Origin of the sequence: Escherichia sp. AM3 (genome assembly GCF_032029835.1) — a bacterium.
Lineage (GTDB): Bacteria > Pseudomonadota > Gammaproteobacteria > Enterobacterales > Enterobacteriaceae > Escherichia > Escherichia coli.
In genome coordinates, this window is sequence record NZ_JAVUPQ010000057.1 from 11,190 (window position 1) to 26,608 (window position 15,419).

At 50.4% G+C, this 15,419-nt stretch carries 30 protein-coding genes; all 30 read right to left on the bottom strand.

What is annotated here, in order from left to right; genetic code table 11:
- Positions 1-9: 9 nt before the first annotated feature.
- Positions 10-999, bottom strand: coding sequence for a DNA-directed RNA polymerase subunit alpha (locus RTW80_RS17680; RefSeq protein WP_001162094.1), 990 nt, complete (start codon positions 997-999; stop codon positions 10-12).
- A gap of 25 nt (positions 1,000-1,024) precedes the next feature.
- Complete coding sequence (gene rpsD, locus RTW80_RS17685) at positions 1,025-1,645, bottom strand: 30S ribosomal protein S4 (protein ID WP_000135224.1); 621 nt, start codon at positions 1,643-1,645, stop codon at positions 1,025-1,027.
- A gap of 33 nt (positions 1,646-1,678) precedes the next feature.
- On the bottom strand, positions 1,679-2,068 hold the full coding sequence (rpsK, locus tag RTW80_RS17690) for a 30S ribosomal protein S11 (RefSeq protein ID WP_001029684.1): 390 nt from the start codon (positions 2,066-2,068) through the stop codon (positions 1,679-1,681).
- A 16-nt stretch (positions 2,069-2,084) separates the two neighbouring features.
- Complete coding sequence (gene rpsM, locus RTW80_RS17695) at positions 2,085-2,441, bottom strand: 30S ribosomal protein S13 (RefSeq protein ID WP_000090775.1); 357 nt, start codon at positions 2,439-2,441, stop codon at positions 2,085-2,087.
- A gap of 146 nt (positions 2,442-2,587) precedes the next feature.
- Positions 2,588-2,704, bottom strand: a complete 117-nt coding sequence (rpmJ, locus tag RTW80_RS17700) for a 50S ribosomal protein L36 (protein WP_000868187.1) — start codon at positions 2,702-2,704, stop codon at positions 2,588-2,590.
- Between the two features lie 31 nt (positions 2,705-2,735).
- A complete protein-coding gene (gene secY, locus RTW80_RS17705; RefSeq protein ID WP_063119156.1) occupies positions 2,736-4,067 on the bottom strand; it encodes a preprotein translocase subunit SecY in 1,332 nt (443 codons plus the stop codon).
- A 7-nt stretch (positions 4,068-4,074) separates the two neighbouring features.
- Positions 4,075-4,509, bottom strand: a complete 435-nt coding sequence (rplO, locus tag RTW80_RS17710; protein WP_001238914.1) for a 50S ribosomal protein L15 — start codon at positions 4,507-4,509, stop codon at positions 4,075-4,077.
- Positions 4,510-4,512: 3 nt separating this feature from the next.
- Complete coding sequence (gene rpmD, locus RTW80_RS17715) at positions 4,513-4,692, bottom strand: 50S ribosomal protein L30 (RefSeq protein WP_001140433.1); 180 nt, start codon at positions 4,690-4,692, stop codon at positions 4,513-4,515.
- A gap of 3 nt (positions 4,693-4,695) precedes the next feature.
- Positions 4,696-5,199 (bottom strand): 30S ribosomal protein S5, encoded by a 504-nt coding sequence (gene rpsE, locus RTW80_RS17720; RefSeq protein WP_000940121.1) that lies wholly within the window; start codon positions 5,197-5,199, stop codon positions 4,696-4,698.
- Between the two features lie 14 nt (positions 5,200-5,213).
- Positions 5,214-5,567, bottom strand: a complete 354-nt coding sequence (rplR, locus tag RTW80_RS17725) for a 50S ribosomal protein L18 (RefSeq protein WP_000358960.1) — start codon at positions 5,565-5,567, stop codon at positions 5,214-5,216.
- A 9-nt stretch (positions 5,568-5,576) separates the two neighbouring features.
- Entirely contained in the window at positions 5,577-6,110 is a 534-nt protein-coding gene (rplF, locus tag RTW80_RS17730) for a 50S ribosomal protein L6 (RefSeq protein ID WP_000091945.1), read from the bottom strand.
- 12 nt (positions 6,111-6,122) lie between these two features.
- Positions 6,123-6,515, bottom strand: coding sequence for a 30S ribosomal protein S8 (gene rpsH, locus RTW80_RS17735; protein ID WP_000062611.1), 393 nt, complete (start codon positions 6,513-6,515; stop codon positions 6,123-6,125).
- A 33-nt stretch (positions 6,516-6,548) separates the two neighbouring features.
- A complete protein-coding gene (rpsN, locus tag RTW80_RS17740) occupies positions 6,549-6,854 on the bottom strand; it encodes a 30S ribosomal protein S14 (protein WP_001118930.1) in 306 nt (101 codons plus the stop codon).
- Positions 6,855-6,868: 14 nt separating this feature from the next.
- Positions 6,869-7,408, bottom strand: coding sequence for a 50S ribosomal protein L5 (gene rplE, locus RTW80_RS17745; RefSeq protein WP_001096200.1), 540 nt, complete (start codon positions 7,406-7,408; stop codon positions 6,869-6,871).
- A 14-nt stretch (positions 7,409-7,422) separates the two neighbouring features.
- Positions 7,423-7,737 carry a 50S ribosomal protein L24 gene (gene rplX / locus RTW80_RS17750; protein WP_000729185.1) on the bottom strand — a complete coding sequence of 105 codons (315 nt, stop codon included), beginning with the start codon at positions 7,735-7,737 and terminating at the stop codon, positions 7,423-7,425.
- A 10-nt stretch (positions 7,738-7,747) separates the two neighbouring features.
- A complete protein-coding gene (rplN, locus tag RTW80_RS17755; protein ID WP_000613955.1) occupies positions 7,748-8,119 on the bottom strand; it encodes a 50S ribosomal protein L14 in 372 nt (123 codons plus the stop codon).
- 164 nt (positions 8,120-8,283) lie between these two features.
- Positions 8,284-8,538 (bottom strand): 30S ribosomal protein S17, encoded by a 255-nt coding sequence (rpsQ, locus tag RTW80_RS17760; protein WP_000130100.1) that lies wholly within the window; start codon positions 8,536-8,538, stop codon positions 8,284-8,286.
- Complete coding sequence (gene rpmC / locus RTW80_RS17765) at positions 8,538-8,729, bottom strand: 50S ribosomal protein L29 (RefSeq protein WP_000644741.1); 192 nt, start codon at positions 8,727-8,729, stop codon at positions 8,538-8,540. Before rpmC ends, rpsQ begins: the two co-directional genes overlap by 1 nt.
- Entirely contained in the window at positions 8,729-9,139 is a 411-nt protein-coding gene (gene rplP, locus RTW80_RS17770; RefSeq protein ID WP_000941212.1) for a 50S ribosomal protein L16, read from the bottom strand. The genes rpmC and rplP overlap by 1 nt, the downstream gene beginning before the upstream one ends.
- Before the next feature lie 12 nt (positions 9,140-9,151).
- On the bottom strand, positions 9,152-9,853 hold the full coding sequence (rpsC, locus tag RTW80_RS17775; protein ID WP_000529945.1) for a 30S ribosomal protein S3: 702 nt from the start codon (positions 9,851-9,853) through the stop codon (positions 9,152-9,154).
- 17 nt (positions 9,854-9,870) lie between these two features.
- Complete coding sequence (gene rplV, locus RTW80_RS17780) at positions 9,871-10,203, bottom strand: 50S ribosomal protein L22 (protein ID WP_000447529.1); 333 nt, start codon at positions 10,201-10,203, stop codon at positions 9,871-9,873.
- 14 nt (positions 10,204-10,217) lie between these two features.
- Positions 10,218-10,496 (bottom strand): 30S ribosomal protein S19, encoded by a 279-nt coding sequence (gene rpsS / locus RTW80_RS17785; RefSeq protein WP_001138117.1) that lies wholly within the window; start codon positions 10,494-10,496, stop codon positions 10,218-10,220.
- 16 nt (positions 10,497-10,512) lie between these two features.
- Positions 10,513-11,334, bottom strand: a complete 822-nt coding sequence (gene rplB / locus RTW80_RS17790) for a 50S ribosomal protein L2 (protein ID WP_000301864.1) — start codon at positions 11,332-11,334, stop codon at positions 10,513-10,515.
- A gap of 17 nt (positions 11,335-11,351) precedes the next feature.
- A complete protein-coding gene (gene rplW, locus RTW80_RS17795) occupies positions 11,352-11,654 on the bottom strand; it encodes a 50S ribosomal protein L23 (RefSeq protein ID WP_000617544.1) in 303 nt (100 codons plus the stop codon).
- On the bottom strand, positions 11,651-12,256 hold the full coding sequence (gene rplD / locus RTW80_RS17800) for a 50S ribosomal protein L4 (protein WP_000424395.1): 606 nt from the start codon (positions 12,254-12,256) through the stop codon (positions 11,651-11,653). Before rplD ends, rplW begins: the two co-directional genes overlap by 4 nt.
- Before the next feature lie 10 nt (positions 12,257-12,266).
- Positions 12,267-12,896: a 50S ribosomal protein L3 gene (gene rplC, locus RTW80_RS17805; RefSeq protein ID WP_000579833.1), complete on the bottom strand. Its 630-nt coding sequence runs from the start codon at positions 12,894-12,896 to the stop codon at positions 12,267-12,269.
- Positions 12,897-12,928: 32 nt separating this feature from the next.
- Positions 12,929-13,240, bottom strand: a complete 312-nt coding sequence (rpsJ, locus tag RTW80_RS17810; protein ID WP_001181004.1) for a 30S ribosomal protein S10 — start codon at positions 13,238-13,240, stop codon at positions 12,929-12,931.
- A 237-nt stretch (positions 13,241-13,477) separates the two neighbouring features.
- On the bottom strand, positions 13,478-13,897 hold the full coding sequence (gene gspB / locus RTW80_RS17815) for a putative general secretion pathway protein GspB (RefSeq protein ID WP_000461449.1): 420 nt from the start codon (positions 13,895-13,897) through the stop codon (positions 13,478-13,480).
- Position 13,898: 1 nt separating this feature from the next.
- Positions 13,899-15,350, bottom strand: coding sequence for a type II secretion system protein GspA (gene gspA / locus RTW80_RS17820; RefSeq protein WP_074152884.1), 1,452 nt, complete (start codon positions 15,348-15,350; stop codon positions 13,899-13,901).
- Between the two features lie 9 nt (positions 15,351-15,359).
- The coding region (locus RTW80_RS31460) for an IS1 family transposase (protein WP_071528444.1) at positions 15,360-15,419 on the bottom strand (60 nt) is incomplete at its 5' end.

A 15,419-nucleotide genomic window follows, 5' to 3' on the forward strand; every position in this document is an offset into this window, starting at 1 on the left:
GTGATCCGGTTACTCGTCAGCGATGCTTGCCGGTGGCCAGTTTTCCAGGCGCATGCCCAGAGACAGTCCACGGGAAGCCAGCACGTCTTTAATCTCAGTAAGAGATTTTTTACCAAGGTTAGGCGTTTTAAGGAGCTCAACCTCGGTACGCTGTACCAGATCACCGATATAGTGGATAGCTTCTGCTTTAAGGCAGTTAGCAGAGCGGACAGTCAATTCCAGATCGTCAACAGGGCGCAGCAGGATCGGATCGAACTCTGGTTTCTCTTCTTTCACTTCAGGCTGACGTACATCACGTAAGTCAACGAAAGCTTCCAGTTGTTCAGCCAGAATGGTTGCCGCACGACGAATCGCCTCTTCAGGATCGATTGTGCCGTTGGTTTCCATTTCGATGACCAGCTTGTCCAGGTCGGTACGCTGTTCTACACGCGCTGCTTCAACATTGTAGGCAATACGCTCCACAGGGCTGTAGCATGCGTCGACCAGCAGACGGCCGATTGGGCGCTCATCTTCTTCCGAATGAATTCGGGTAGAAGCCGGCACATAACCACGACCGCGCTGAACTTTGATACGCATGCTAATAGACGCGTTCTCATCGGTCAGGTGGCAGATCACGTGCTGCGGCTTGACGATTTCGACATCACCGTCGTGGGTGATATCGGCTGCAGTCACAGGGCCAATGCCAGATTTATTCAAGGTAAGAATAACTTCATCTTTGCCCTGAACTCTCACCGCCAGCCCTTTCAGGTTGAGCAGGATTTCCAGGATATCTTCCTGAACGCCTTCTTTGGTGCTGTACTCATGTAGTACACCATCAATCTCAACCTCGGTCACCGCGCAACCCGGCATCGATGAGAGCAGAATACGGCGCAGTGCGTTACCCAGAGTATGGCCAAAGCCACGCTCTAAAGGCTCAAGGGTCACCTTGGCGTGCGTCGAACTCACTTGCTCGATATCAACCAGGCGCGGTTTTAGAAACTCTGTCACAGAACCCTGCATTGTGTCCTCTCTTTGGTACTAAGCTTTACTTGGAGTAAAGCTCGACGATCAGGTGTTCGTTAATGTCCGCAGACAGATCAGAACGCTCCGGCTTACGCTTAAACGTACCTTCCATCTTGCCAGCATCAACTTCCAGCCAGGTTGGCTTTTCACGCTGCTCAGCCAGCTCCAGAGCGGCTTTCACGCGAGACTGCTTCTTCGCTTTCTCACGAATGCTTACAACGTCATTCGGACTAACCTGATAAGAAGCGATGTTAACAACACGACCGTTTACCATAATTGCTTTATGGCTAACCAGCTGACGTGCTTCTGCACGAGTGGCACCGAAGCCCATACGGTATACAACGTTGTCCAGACGACCTTCCAGCAGAGCCAACAGGTTTTCACCGGTGTTGCCTTTCAGACGTGCTGCTTCTTTGTAGTAGTTACGGAACTGACGCTCCAGCACACCATAGATACGGCGAACTTTTTGCTTTTCACGCAACTGCACACCATAGTCAGACAGACGCGGTTTACGCGCACCGTGCTGGCCAGGAGCTTGTTCAATTTTACACTTGGTATCGATCGCGCGAACGCCAGACTTAAGGAATAAGTCGGTGCCCTCACGACGGCTCAGCTTGAGCTTAGGACCCAAATATCTTGCCATTTTCTTTCTCCAACAAACCTGGAAAACGAGGCGTTATACGCGACGTTTTTTCGGCGGACGACAACCGTTATGAGGGATCGGAGTCACATCAGTAATGTTAGTGATGCGGAAACCTGCGGCGTTCAGAGCACGAATAGTAGATTCGCGGCCTGGACCCGGACCTTTAACCATAACTTCCAGATTCTTGATGCCGTATTCTTTCACGGCGTCAGCGCAACGCTCTGCTGCAACCTGAGCTGCAAACGGAGTGGATTTGCGAGAACCACGGAAACCGGAACCACCGGCTGTTGCCCAACCCAACGCGTTACCCTGACGATCAGTGATAGTCACGATGGTGTTGTTGAAAGAAGCATGGATATGAGCCACGCCGTCAGAGACTTGTTTTCTTACACGTTTACGTGCACGAATTGGTGCCTTTGCCATTATTCAATCACCCCGATTATTTCTTGATCGGTTTGCGCGGACCCTTACGGGTACGTGCGTTGGTCTTGGTACGCTGACCGCGAACCGGGAGACCACGACGATGACGCAAACCGCGATAGCAACCAAGATCCATCAGGCGCTTGATGCTCATGCTGATTTCACGGCGCAGATCACCTTCAACGACAAATTTGGCAACTTCGTCACGCAGCGTGTCGATTTGTCCTTCAGACAGCTCACTGATCTTAACATCTTCAGCGATACCCGCTGCAGCCAGGATGGCTTTAGAACGGGTCTTGCCGACGCCATAAATCGAAGTTAATGCGATTACGGCATGCTTATGATCAGGAATGTTAATGCCTGCTATACGGGCCACTATGCACTCCTACTATTTAATATGTACGTTCCATGCTGAAAAGCCCGTTTTCAGGATACTCAAATGGAAACGCACAGACATACAAAAGATTGGCTGGCTAATCTAGCCAGCTCAACCCAACTTTGCAAGAAAAATATGCGAAAAAATCAGCCTTGGCGCTGTTTATGCTTCGGCTCGGCACTGCAAATCACACGGATGACACCATCACGCTTAACGATTTTGCAGTTACGGCATAATTTCTTGACGGAAGCACGAACTTTCATTTTTACTCTCCGTAACTTCTCGGGCGACCAATTATCGGCCGTAGCCTTTCAGGTTCGCCTTCTTCAATGCAGACTCATACTGACTGGACATCATCAGAGTTTGCACTTGAGCCATAAAGTCCATAATCACGACAACAACGATAAGCAGTGAGGTCCCACCGAAGTAGAACGGTACTTTCATTGCATCACGCATGAACTCCGGGATCAGGCAGATAAAGGTAATATACAGCGCACCAACCAGGGTCAGGCGGGTCATTACTTTATCGATATACTTCGCCGTTTGCTCTCCCGGACGAATTCCTGGTACAAATGCACCGGACTTCTTCAGGTTATCTGCTGTTTCACGCGGGTTGAAAACCAACGCCGTGTAGAAGAAACAGAAGAAGATGATTGCAGACGCATAGAGTAACACATAAAGCGGTTGCCCAGGCTGCAAATACAGCGAAATTGTTGTCAGCCAGTTCCAACCAGTACCGCCCCCGAACCATGACGCGATGGTCGCCGGGAACAGAATAATACTGGAAGCGAAGATTGCCGGGATTACCCCCGCCATATTCACTTTCAGCGGTAAATGTGTGCTCTGTGCAGCATAGACACGACGACCTTGCTGACGTTTCGCGTAGTTTACCACAATGCGGCGTTGACCACGCTCAACAAATACAACAAAGAACGTCACTGCAAATACTAATACTGCAACCAACAGCAACACGAGGAAGTGCAGGTCGCCTTGACGCGCTTGCTCGATAGTATGGGCAATGGCTGGCGGGAGTCCCGCGACAATACCGGCGAAGATAATGATTGAAATACCGTTGCCGATACCTCGTTCAGTAATCTGTTCGCCCAACCACATCAGGAACATGGTTCCTGTGACCAGACTTACAACAGCGGTGAAGTAGAATGCAAAGCCCGGGTTAATCACCAGGCCTTGCATACCAGCCATATTCGGCAGACCGGTAGCAATACCGATCGACTGGAATATTGCCAGCACCAGAGTACCGTAGCGGGTGTACTGGCTGATCTTACGACGACCAGACTCCCCTTCTTTCTTAATTTCTGCCAACGTTGGGTGAACCACCGTCAGCAGCTGGATAATGATCGACGCCGAAATATACGGCATGATCCCCAGAGCAAAGATAGAAGCACGGCTGAGAGCACCACCAGAGAACATGTTAAACATCTCAATGATGGTGCCTCGCTGTTGCTCAAGCAGTTTGGCAAGTACAGCGGCATCAATACCAGGGATCGGAATAAAAGAGCCAATACGGAACACAATCAGCGCACCGATAACAAACAGCAGTCTGCGTTTCAGCTCGCCTAAGCCACCTTTGGCACTTTGAAAATCTAATCCCGGTTGTTTAGCCATCTGCTACTTATTCCTCGATTTTACCGCCAGCAGCTTCGATAGCAGCACGAGCGCCTTTAGTAACACGCAGGCCACGAACAGTTACCGGAGTCGTTACTTCGCCAGCCAGGATCACTTTCGCGAACTCGATCTGGATACCGATAATGTTAGCCGCTTTCAGCGTGTTCAGGTCTACTACACCGCCTTCTACTTTAGCCAGGTCAGACAGACGAATTTCGGCTGTAATCGCTGCTTTACGAGAAGTGAAGCCGAATTTCGGCAGACGACGGTACAGAGGCATCTGACCACCCTCGAAACCGCGACGTACGCCACCGCCAGAACGAGACTTCTGACCTTTGTGACCACGACCACCGGTTTTACCGAGGCCAGAACCGATACCACGACCCAGGCGTTTACCCGCCTTTTTGGAGCCTTCGGCCGGAGACAGAGTATTTAAACGCATCTCTTACTCCTCAACTTTAACCATGAAGGAAACCGCGTTGATCATACCGCGAATAGCAGGAGTATCCTCGCGCTCTACGGTGTGACCAATACGACGCAGACCCAGGCCAAGCAGCGTTGCCTTGTGTTTCGGCAGACGACCGATTGCACTGCGGGTTTGAGTAATTTTAATAGTCTTTGCCATGGTTTATTTCCCCAGAATTTCTTCAACGGATTTACCACGCTTGGCAGCGACCATTTCTGGAGAATTCATATTTTCCAGGCCATCAATAGTTGCACGAACCACGTTGATCGGGTTGGTGGAACCATAGGCTTTAGCCAGAACGTTATGAACCCCAGCGACTTCCAGAACGGCGCGCATTGCACCACCGGCGATGATACCGGTACCTTCGGAAGCCGGCTGCATGAATACGCGAGAACCCGTGTGAACACCTTTAACAGGGTGTTGCAGAGTGCCGTTATTCAGCGCGACGTTAATCATATTGCGACGGGCTTTTTCCATCGCTTTCTGGATCGCTGCTGGAACTTCACGCGCTTTACCGTAACCAAAACCAACGCGACCGTTACCATCGCCAACTACAGTCAGAGCTGTGAAGGAGAAAATACGACCACCTTTAACGGTTTTAGATACGCGGTTTACCGCGATCAGCTTTTCCTGCAGTTCGCCAGCTTGTTTTTCGATGTGAGCCATCTTACACCTCTACCTTAGAACTGAAGGCCAGCTTCACGGGCAGCATCTGCCAGTGCCTGGACACGACCATGATATTGGAACCCGGAACGGTCAAAGGATACATCTTTGATGCCTTTTTCCAGAGCGCGTTCAGCGACAGCTTTACCCACAGCTGCAGCCGCGTCTTTGTTACCGGTGTACTTCAGTTGTTCAGCGATAGCTTTTTCTACAGTAGAAGCAGCTACCAGAACTTCAGAACCGTTCGGTGCAATTACCTGTGCGTAAATGTGACGCGGGGTACGATGTACCACCAGGCGAGTTGCGCCCAGCTCCTGGAGCTTGCGGCGTGCGCGGGTCGCACGACGGATACGAGCAGATTTCTTATCCATAGTGTTACCTTACTTCTTCTTAGCCTCTTTGGTACGCACGACTTCGTCGGCGTAACGAACACCCTTGCCTTTATAAGGCTCAGGACGACGGTAGGCGCGCAGATCCGCTGCAACCTGGCCGATCACCTGCTTATCAGCGCCTTTCAGCACGATTTCAGTCTGAGTCGGACATTCAGCAGTGATACCCGCAGGCAGCTGATGGTCAACAGGATGAGAGAAACCCAGAGACAGGTTAATCACATTGCCTTTAACCGCTGCACGGTAACCTACACCAACCAGCTGCAGCTTCTTAGTGAAGCCTTCGGTAACACCGATAACCATTGAGTTCAGCAGGGCACGCGCGGTACCAGCCTGTGCCCAACCGTCTGCGTAACCATCACGCGGACCGAAGGTCAGGGTATTATCTGCATGTTTAACTTCAACAGCATCGTTGAGAGTACGAGTCAGCTCGCCGTTTTTACCTTTGATCGTAATAACCTGACCGTTGATTTTTACGTCAACGCCGGCAGGAACAACGACCGGTGCTTTAGCAACACGAGACATTTTTTCCTCCGATTAGGCTACGTAGCAGATAATTTCGCCACCAAGACCAGCCTGGCGCGCTGCACGATCAGTCATAACACCTTTAGAGGTAGAAACAACTGCGATACCCAGACCCGCCATAACTTTCGGCAGCTCATCTTTACGTTTATAGATGCGCAGACCTGGGCGGCTGACACGCTGAATGCTTTCTACAACAGCTTTGCCCTGGAAATACTTCAGAGTAAGTTCCAGTTCAGGCTTGGTGTCGCCTTCAACTTTAAAATCTTCAATAAAACCTTCTTCCTTCAGCACGTTGGCGATTGCCACTTTCAGCTTGGAGGAAGGCATGGTGACCGCAGCTTTGTTCGCGGCCTGACCGTTACGGATACGGGTCAGCATATCCGCGATCGGATCTTGCATGCTCATCTGTCTTTACTCCCGTGATTCAATTGGTGACAATTACCAGCTAGCCTTTTTCAGACCCGGGATTTCACCGCGCATAGCGGCTTCACGGACCTTAATACGGCTCAACCCGAACTTCCGCAGGAAACCATGCGGACGACCTGTTTGACGGCAGCGGTTACGCTGACGAGACGGGCTGGAATCACGCGGCAGAGTCTGCAGCTTGAGAACAGCGTTCCAACGATCTTCGTCGGAAGCGTTCACATCAGAGATGATCGCTTTCAGTTCAGCGCGTTTCGCGAAGTATTTATCAGCTAAAGCTACGCGTTTTACTTCGCGTGCTTTCATTGATTGCTTAGCCATTTAGTAACCCTACCTTACTTGCGGAACGGGAAGTCAAAGGCAGCCAGCAGAGCGCGGCCTTCTTCGTCAGATTTCGCAGTAGTGGTAATGGTAATATCCAAACCACGAACGCGGTCGACTTTATCGTAGTCGATTTCTGGGAAGATGATCTGCTCACGGACACCCATGCTGTAGTTACCACGACCGTCGAAAGACTTAGCGGACAGGCCACGGAAGTCACGGATACGAGGTACAGCAATAGTGATCAGGCGCTCAAAGAACTCCCACATGCGTTCGCCACGCAGAGTTACTTTACAGCCGATCGGATAGCCCTGACGGATTTTGAAGCCTGCAACAGATTTGCGTGCTTTGGTGATCAGCGGTTTTTGACCGGAGATTGCTGCCAGGTCTGCTGCTGCGTTATCCAGCAGTTTTTTGTCAGCGATCGCTTCACCAACACCCATGTTCAGGGTGATCTTCTCGACCCGAGGGACTTGCATGACAGAATTGTAGTTAAACTCAGTCATGAGTTTTTTAACTACTTCGTCTTTGTAGTAATCATGCAGTTTCGCCATCGTACTACTCCAAATTACTTGATAGTTTCGCTGTTAGACTTGAAGAAACGGACTTTTTTACCGTCTTCGAATCTAAAGCCTACACGGTCAGCCTTGCCGGTTGCCGCATTGAAGATTGCTACGTTGGAAACCTGAATAGCGGCTTCTTTTTCAACGATGCCACCCGGTTGGTTCAGGGCCGGAACCGGCTTCTGATGTTTCTTAACCAGGTTGATACCTTCAACAATGACCTTGCCGGAAGACAGGACATTCTTAACTTTACCGCGTTTACCTTTATCTTTACCGGTTAACACGATAACTTCGTCATCACGACGGATTTTCGCTGCCATGATTCGCTCCTTAGAGTACTTCTGGTGCCAGAGAGATAATTTTCATGAACTTCTCACTACGAAGCTCACGAGTTACCGGCCCAAAAATACGCGTACCGATAGGCTGCTCGCTGTTGTTGTTCAGAAGAACACAAGCATTACCATCGAAGCGAATGACAGAACCGTCCGGGCGACGAACACCCTTCTTGGTGCGCACCACTACCGCCTTCAGCACATCACCTTTTTTGACCTTACCACGCGGAATTGCTTCTTTGATGGTGATCTTGATGATGTCGCCTACGCCTGCGTAGCGACGGTGCGAGCCACCCAGAACCTTGATACACATTACGCGACGTGCACCGGAGTTGTCGGCGACGTTCAGCATAGTCTGTTCTTGGATCATTTTAGTGCTCCGCTAATGTCAACTACTACTGAGACCCGAAAATCAGGTCGTTAAAAATCCCCATATCGAGGGCGCGGCATTATAACACCGCTTCAAGGATATGGGTAGAAAAAATAAACGGCTCATTTCTGAGCCGTTTATTCGTATTGAGAGAGTGTACTGTATTACAGAACCGCTTTCTCTACAACGCGAACCAGCGTCCAGGATTTAGTCTTGGACAGCGGACGGCATTCGCGGATTTCAACCACGTCACCGATACCGCATTCGTTGTTCTCGTCATGTACGTGCAGTTTGGTCGTACGCTTAATGAATTTACCGTAGATCGGGTGTTTCACAAAACGTTCGATAGCAACAACAATGGATTTCTCCATTTTGTCGCTAACAACGCGACCTTGCAGAGTACGGATTTTATCGGTCATTACGCACCCGCCTTCTCGTTCAGTAAAGTCTTAACGCGTGCGACATCGCGACGCACTTGCTTCAACAGGTGAGACTGTTGCAGCTGGCCACTTGCAGCCTGCATACGCAGGTTGAACTGCTCACGCAGCAGGTTCAGCAGCTCGGTGTTCAGCTCTTCAACGCTCTTCTCACGCAGCTCTTTTGCTTTCATTACATCACCGTCTTAGTTACAAAGGTGGTTTTAATCGGCAGTTTCGCTGCTGCCAGCTTGAATGCTTCACGGGCCAGCTCTTCCGGAACACCGTCCATTTCATACAGGACTTTACCCGGCTGAATCAAGGCAACCCAATACTCCACGTTACCTTTACCTTTACCCATACGCACTGCCAGCGGCTTTTCAGTGATCGGTTTGTCCGGGAACACACGGATCCAGATCTTACCTTGACGCTTAACTGCACGGGTCATAGCACGACGTGCTGCTTCGATCTGACGGGCAGTCAGACGACCACGGCCAACAGCTTTCAGACCGAAGCTGCCGAAGCTAACATCCGTACCCTGCGCCAGACCGCGGTTACGGCCTTTGTGCATTTTACGGAATTTTGTACGCTTTGGTTGTAACATCAGCGACGCTCCTTATTTACGGCCTTTACGCTGCTGCTTTTTAGGCTGAGCAGCCGGTTTTTCCGGTTGTTCAACAGCAGCCATACCACCCAGGATCTCGCCTTTGAAGATCCACACTTTAACGCCGATTACACCGTAAGTGGTGTGCGCTTCAGAGGTGTTGTAGTCGATGTCAGCACGCAGAGTGTGCAGCGGTACGCGACCTTCGCGGTACCATTCGGTACGTGCGATTTCCGCGCCGCCCAGACGGCCGCTAACTTCAACTTTAATACCTTTAGCGCCCAGACGCATTGCGTTCTGTACAGCACGCTTCATAGCACGACGGAACATAACGCGACGTTCCAGCTGAGAAGTGATGCTGTCAGCAACCAGTTTTGCGTCCAGTTCAGGCTTACGAACTTCGGCGATGTTGATCTGTGCAGGAACGCCAGCGATGTCCGCTACGACCTTACGCAGTTTTTCTACGTCTTCACCTTTTTTACCGATAACGATACCCGGGCGAGCAGTGTGAATGGTTACACGGATGCTCTTAGCCGGACGCTCGATAACGATACGAGATACGGACGCTTTAGCCAGTTCCTTAGTCAGGTACTGACGTACTTTAAAATCGCTGTCCAGGTTGTCAGCGAATTCTTTGGTGTTCGCAAACCAGGTAGAGTTCCATGGTTTTACAATACCCAGGCGAATACCATTAGGATGTACTTTCTGACCCATTGCTAGTCTCCAGAGTCTCAGCGATCGGACACAACCACAGTGATGTGGCTGGTGCGCTTCAGGATGCGATCTGCACGACCTTTTGCACGCGGCATAATGCGCTTCATGCTCGGGCCTTCGTCTACGAAAATTTTCGTAACTTTCAGATCGTCAATGTCAGCGCCATCGTTGTGTTCAGCGTTAGCAATGGCAGATTCCAGAACTTTCTTGACCAGTACAGCCGCTTTCTTGTTGGTGTAGGTCAAAATATCCAGAGCCTGCGACACTTTCTTACCGCGAATCAGGTCAGCAACAAGGCGAACCTTCTGAGCAGAAGAACGAGCATGGCGATGTTTAGCGATAGTTTCCATCTCTTCCTCCTACCTTATTTCTTCTTCGCTTTTTTATCAGCAGCGTGGCCGCGATAAGTACGAGTCGGTGCGAATTCACCCAGTTTGTGACCAACCATTTCGTCGGTTACAAATACCGGAACGTGCTGACGACCATTATGGACAGCGATGGTCAAACCGATCATGTTAGGAAAGATCGTTGAACGACGGGACCAAGTGCGCAGGGGCTTCTTGTCTCCGCTTTCCACCGCTTTCTCTACCTTCTTCAGCAAGTGCAGGTCAATAAAAGGACCTTTCTTGAGAGAACGTGGCATGGCTTATCCTCTAAAATTATTTGCTACGGCGACGTACGATGAATTTATCAGTACGCTTGTTGCTGCGGGTCTTCTTACCTTTGGTCTGAACGCCCCACGGAGTTACCGGGTGCTTACCAAAGTTACGACCTTCACCACCACCATGTGGGTGGTCTACCGGGTTCATCGCGGTACCGCGAACGGTCGGACGAACACCACGCCAGCGTGCAGCACCTGCTTTACCCAGAACGCGCAGCATATGCTCAGCATTGCCAACTTCGCCCAGAGTTGCACGGCAGTCTGCTTCTACTTTACGCATTTCACCAGAACGCAGACGCAGGGTGACATAAGCACCATCACGAGCAACGATCTGAACGTAAGTACCAGCGGAACGTGCCAGCTGACCGCCTTTACCTGGTTTCATTTCTACGTTATGAACAGTAGAACCAACCGGGATGTTGCGCATCGGCAGGGTGTTACCTGGTTTGATTGCAGCATCAACGCCAGACTGAATCTGGTCGCCAGCTTTCAGGCCTTTAGGGGCCAGGATGTAACGGCGTTCACCGTCTTTGTACAGAACCAGCGCGATGTTCGCGGAACGGTTCGGATCGTACTCAAGACGTTCAACAACTGCCGGGATACCGTCTTTGTTGCGTTTGAAGTCAACAATACGGTAAGCCTGCTTGTGGCCACCACCGATATGACGAGTGGTGATACGGCCATTGTTGTTACGACCACCGGATTTGCTGTTTTTTTCCAGCAACGGAGCAAAAGGTTTGCCCTTGTGCAGCTCAGGGTTAACCACTTTAACTACGTGGCGACGACCCGGAGATGTCGGTTTACATTTAACAACTGCCATTGTATTACTCCTCCGACTTACTCAGCGCCGCCAACGAAGTCCAGATTCTGGCCTTCTTTCAGGGTGACGTAAGCTTTTTTCCAGTCGCTACGACGACCGATACGCTGTCCGTGACGTTTAACTTTCCCTTTAACTACCAGGGTGTTAACGACTTCGACTTCGACTTCAAACAGTTTCTGCACAGCAGCTTTGATTTCTGCTTTGGTCGCGTCTTTAGCAACTTTGAGTACGATGGTGTTGGATTTTTCCATCGCAGTAGACGCTTTTTCAGAAACGTGCGGTGCACGCAGCACCTTCAGCAGACGTTCTTCACGAATCATGCCAGCATCTCCTCAACTTGCTTAACAGCATCAGCAGTCATTACGACTTTGTCGAAGGCGATCAGGCTAACCGGGTCGATACCAGTTGCATCGCGTACGTCAACCTTGTGCAGGTTGCGCGCAGCCAGGAACAGGTTTTCGTCCAGCTCACCGGTGATGATCAGCACATCTTCCAGAGCCATGTCTTTCAGTTTCTGTGCCAGCAGCTTAGTTTTCGGCGCTTCTACAGAGAACTTCTCGACAACGATCAGACGATCCTGACGTACCAGTTCGGACAGGATGCTTTTCAGCGCGCCGCGGTACATCTTCTTGTTAACTTTTTGACTGTGGTCCTGCGGACGAGCAGCAAAGGTCACGCCACCAGAACGCCAGATCGGGCTCTTGATAGAACCAGAACGCGCACGGCCGGTGCCTTTCTGGCGCCACGGTTTTTTACCGGAACCAGTTACTTCAGCACGAGTCTTCTGAGCACGAGTACCCTGACGAGCACCAGCTGCATAAGCAACAACAACCTGGTGAACCAGCGCTTCGTTGAAATCACGACCGAAGGTAGTTTCGGAAACAGTCAGCGCGCTCTGCGCGTCTTTCAATACTAATTCCATTGCTATCTCCTTACGCCTTCACAGCTGGTTTAACGATCAGGTCGCTACCGGTTGCACCCGGGACAGCACCTTTAACCAGCAGCAGGTTGCGCTCAGCGTCAACGCGTACTACGTCAAGGCTCTGAACGGTTACACGTTCGTTACCCATCTGACCTGCCATTTTCTTGCCTTTGAACACTTTGCCCGGAGTCTGGTTCTGACCGATAGAACCCGGAACGCGGTGAGACAAGGAGTTACCGTGAGTAGCGTCCTGGGTACGGAAGTTCCAGCGCTTAACGGTACCTGCGAAACCTTTACCTTTAGAGGTGCCAGTTACGTCAACTTTTTTAACGTCAGCAAACAGTTCAACGCTAATGCTCTGACCTACAGTGAACTCTTCGCCTTCAGCCAGGCGGAATTCCCACAGACCACGGCCAGCTTCTACGCCAGCTTTAGCGAAGTGGCCAGCTTCAGGCTTGGTCACACGGTTAGCTTTTTTAGCACCGGTGGTCACCTGAATAGCACGGTAGCCATCGTTAGCCAGGTCTTTAACCTGAGTAACGCGGTTTGCTTCAACTTCGATTACGGTTACTGGGATAGAAACGCCGTCTTCTGTGAAGATACGGGTCATACCCACTTTTTTACCGACTAAACCAATCATTGTTTCAACCTCTCAATCGCTCAATGACCTGATTAACCCAGGCTGATCTGCACGTCTACACCGGCAGCCAGATCCAGACGCATCAGAGCATCAACGGTTTTCTCGGTTGGCTCAACGATGTCAACCAGACGCAAGTGAGTACGGATTTCGTACTGATCGCGCGCGTCTTTGTTGACGTGCGGGGAGATCAGAACAGTGAAGCGCTCTTTGCGTGTCGGCAGCGGGATCGGACCACGGACCTGCGCACCAGTGCGCTTGGCAGTCTCGACGATTTCCGCGGTTGCTTGATCGATCAGACGATGATCAAACGCTTTCAGGCGGATACGGATTCTTTGGTTCTGCATGAGACCAGAGCTCCAATTATTTTATAAACGAAAATGATTACTCCTCAGACCCATTACGATTGATGGGAGAGTGTAACCGTTCTTACGTAGCTCCCCGATTGGGAGCATTGTTAGGTAGCCAAATTCGGCTAACTGAGGTTCAGATTGAACCTGCTGTCAACTACGACAAGCCCGCGCATTATACATACTTAACCACCGAACGCAAGCGTATTGCTAGTAAAGTAAACAGCCTTCGGGTTATCTCTCAAGTTCGTTCAGTGCATTTTTGACACGCTCTCTTAAACCGGCTTTCTCGTCGCTTTCTTCCACAGTATTTTCTTCGTCTTCAGAAGAAGAGGGGGCATTCTCAACCGCGACGCCTGGGTCATCTTCCTCCTCGACGGATTCGACGACGGGGAGTGGCTGTTTTTTGAAGAAATAGTGTTGTGTTGATTGTTTAAAAGCGGGCGTTTCAGCCTCTACAGTGACTTCGGCTTTTACTATCCAAAGCACCCATAGCTGCCTGGCATACCCACCAACCAGCACCATTCCTGCAAACCACAGGCAAATCAGTAATAAACAAATTACATATATTATGGTGCTGTGTTTTTGTCGGGAGAAGATACCAGGGTGACCTGTTTCTTTCTGCTCACGCGCGGCGATATAGAATTCAAACATGTCATTTCCCCTTCACTGTTGTTTCCGGGGAAATATTTGCTTCATCCCGATATAAGTAGGCACTCTCCCCTGCCACCTGCCAGAGATGTACTAACGTTGAAAAGCCAACAACACCGTCAGTTTTCAAGTGGTGGCTTTTTTGAAATTGCTTTATTTTTTCTACCAACAAGGGACGCCACTCCGCCGAAGGTTCTGTCGAAATATGCAATGCGCGGTTTAACATCGTTTCCAGCCAGAGAATCTCTTCCTCGCTGCTATCACGCGTAATGGTACTCTCCCCTTCCGGCGACATTTTCCACAACAGAAGATAATCACCCGTCCATACCGACTCAAACCATTTATGTGTCAGCGTCCACGTTTGCTGACCTACGAGGACATCAACGCTAGCCTCACCGACGCGAACGACCACAACAGGCAATTTTTTGTCCCCGACTTTAAGCGATGCGATCCAGGGCAAATTCTGATCTACCAATGTTTGTAAAGAAGCATTCCCACTTTTACATGCCAGCCCCGCTCTTACTGCCTGATCGCACCAGGCCGAATCAGCTGGGACCTCGTACCCCCATACGCCGTATAACACGCTTAGCGCCTCACTATCGCGCATCACCACATGAGCAATATCCTTAGTCATATCTTGTTTAACTACTGGCGTTACGGGTATCAGCCACGCAGGAACGGGTAACGTAGCTGTAAAAGAGGACAGCAGTAGCCAACCACAGGTAAGAGCGATAATGGTTCCACTCATCACCACGGCAAGCTGCATTTTCCGGGGGCGGTTATCACCCAATATGCGGTAAATCATTCGCCATTGTTTTGCTGTGAAAACGCTGGTATGCTCGGCTTGCTGTAATAAGCGAATTGTTTCGCCGGCAAGCCCCATCTTTCTGCGATCGCCCCGACATAATAAAGCTATCCGTTTCAGAACTCTGGCGGTTAAAAGGAGATCGGGTTGGTCAATATTCTGACCTTCAAGGATGCTTGCCTTAAGTTCGTGCTCCGTCAGACGTCCTATCGAGACAAGTTCAATGCCCTGTTTTTTAAAATCACGTTCGACTTTTCGATCGGGTCTGCCGATCAGCAAAAATTGACCGTCAGGAATAAGAGATATTGCGCGTTGGAGATCATCAAGTATGCGGCGGTGATTCAGGTGAGCATTTTCAATAATAATAAGAGGGCAGCGACTATCAGTTCGATGAAGCGCATGCAGTAATTGCCCCGCCATCTCATCTCGCGTCCAGGCGCTGTCACGGCAGCCCTGTTCAGCCGCGTTATCGTCGGTAACGATCCATGCGGCCTTACCTTGCCAGGAAACAACGAGGCTTAAAGTAATCACACGGCGATGTTTATCTTTTTGCAGTTGCTGCGCCAGCCAGGTTTTTCCACTTCCAGCCTCACCCAACAAATAGCATAGACGCCAGGTTTGACGTTTCTCACACAACCAGGAAAGGGTAATGACTCCAACTTATTGATAGTGTTTTATGTTCAGATAATGCCCGATGACTTTGTCATGCAGCTCCACCGA

Coding starts and splice junctions, on each gene's coding strand:
- RTW80_RS17680 (WP_001162094.1), bottom strand. CDS start 999: ATGCAGGGTTCTGTGACAGAGTTTCTAAAACCGCGCCTGGTTGATATC.
- rpsD (WP_000135224.1), bottom strand. CDS start 1,645: ATGGCAAGATATTTGGGTCCTAAGCTCAAGCTGAGCCGTCGTGAGGGC.
- rpsK (WP_001029684.1), bottom strand. CDS start 2,068: ATGGCAAAGGCACCAATTCGTGCACGTAAACGTGTAAGAAAACAAGTC.
- rpmJ (WP_000868187.1), bottom strand. CDS start 2,704: ATGAAAGTTCGTGCTTCCGTCAAGAAATTATGCCGTAACTGCAAAATC.
- secY (WP_063119156.1), bottom strand. CDS start 4,067: ATGGCTAAACAACCGGGATTAGATTTTCAAAGTGCCAAAGGTGGCTTA.
- rplO (WP_001238914.1), bottom strand. CDS start 4,509: ATGCGTTTAAATACTCTGTCTCCGGCCGAAGGCTCCAAAAAGGCGGGT.
- rpmD (WP_001140433.1), bottom strand. CDS start 4,692: ATGGCAAAGACTATTAAAATTACTCAAACCCGCAGTGCAATCGGTCGT.
- rpsE (WP_000940121.1), bottom strand. CDS start 5,199: ATGGCTCACATCGAAAAACAAGCTGGCGAACTGCAGGAAAAGCTGATC.
- rplR (WP_000358960.1), bottom strand. CDS start 5,567: ATGGATAAGAAATCTGCTCGTATCCGTCGTGCGACCCGCGCACGCCGC.
- rplF (WP_000091945.1), bottom strand. CDS start 6,110: ATGTCTCGTGTTGCTAAAGCACCGGTCGTTGTTCCTGCCGGCGTTGAC.
- rpsH (WP_000062611.1), bottom strand. CDS start 6,515: ATGAGCATGCAAGATCCGATCGCGGATATGCTGACCCGTATCCGTAAC.
- rpsN (WP_001118930.1), bottom strand. CDS start 6,854: ATGGCTAAGCAATCAATGAAAGCACGCGAAGTAAAACGCGTAGCTTTA.
- rplE (WP_001096200.1), bottom strand. CDS start 7,408: ATGGCGAAACTGCATGATTACTACAAAGACGAAGTAGTTAAAAAACTC.
- rplX (WP_000729185.1), bottom strand. CDS start 7,737: ATGGCAGCGAAAATCCGTCGTGATGACGAAGTTATCGTGTTAACCGGT.
- rplN (WP_000613955.1), bottom strand. CDS start 8,119: ATGATCCAAGAACAGACTATGCTGAACGTCGCCGACAACTCCGGTGCA.
- rpsQ (WP_000130100.1), bottom strand. CDS start 8,538: ATGACCGATAAAATCCGTACTCTGCAAGGTCGCGTTGTTAGCGACAAA.
- rpmC (WP_000644741.1), bottom strand. CDS start 8,729: ATGAAAGCAAAAGAGCTGCGTGAGAAGAGCGTTGAAGAGCTGAACACC.
- rplP (WP_000941212.1), bottom strand. CDS start 9,139: ATGTTACAACCAAAGCGTACAAAATTCCGTAAAATGCACAAAGGCCGT.
- rpsC (WP_000529945.1), bottom strand. CDS start 9,853: ATGGGTCAGAAAGTACATCCTAATGGTATTCGCCTGGGTATTGTAAAA.
- rplV (WP_000447529.1), bottom strand. CDS start 10,203: ATGGAAACTATCGCTAAACATCGCCATGCTCGTTCTTCTGCTCAGAAG.
- rpsS (WP_001138117.1), bottom strand. CDS start 10,496: ATGCCACGTTCTCTCAAGAAAGGTCCTTTTATTGACCTGCACTTGCTG.
- rplB (WP_000301864.1), bottom strand. CDS start 11,334: ATGGCAGTTGTTAAATGTAAACCGACATCTCCGGGTCGTCGCCACGTA.
- rplW (WP_000617544.1), bottom strand. CDS start 11,654: ATGATTCGTGAAGAACGTCTGCTGAAGGTGCTGCGTGCACCGCACGTT.
- rplD (WP_000424395.1), bottom strand. CDS start 12,256: ATGGAATTAGTATTGAAAGACGCGCAGAGCGCGCTGACTGTTTCCGAA.
- rplC (WP_000579833.1), bottom strand. CDS start 12,896: ATGATTGGTTTAGTCGGTAAAAAAGTGGGTATGACCCGTATCTTCACA.
- rpsJ (WP_001181004.1), bottom strand. CDS start 13,240: ATGCAGAACCAAAGAATCCGTATCCGCCTGAAAGCGTTTGATCATCGT.
- gspB (WP_000461449.1), bottom strand. CDS start 13,897: ATGTTTGAATTCTATATCGCCGCGCGTGAGCAGAAAGAAACAGGTCAC.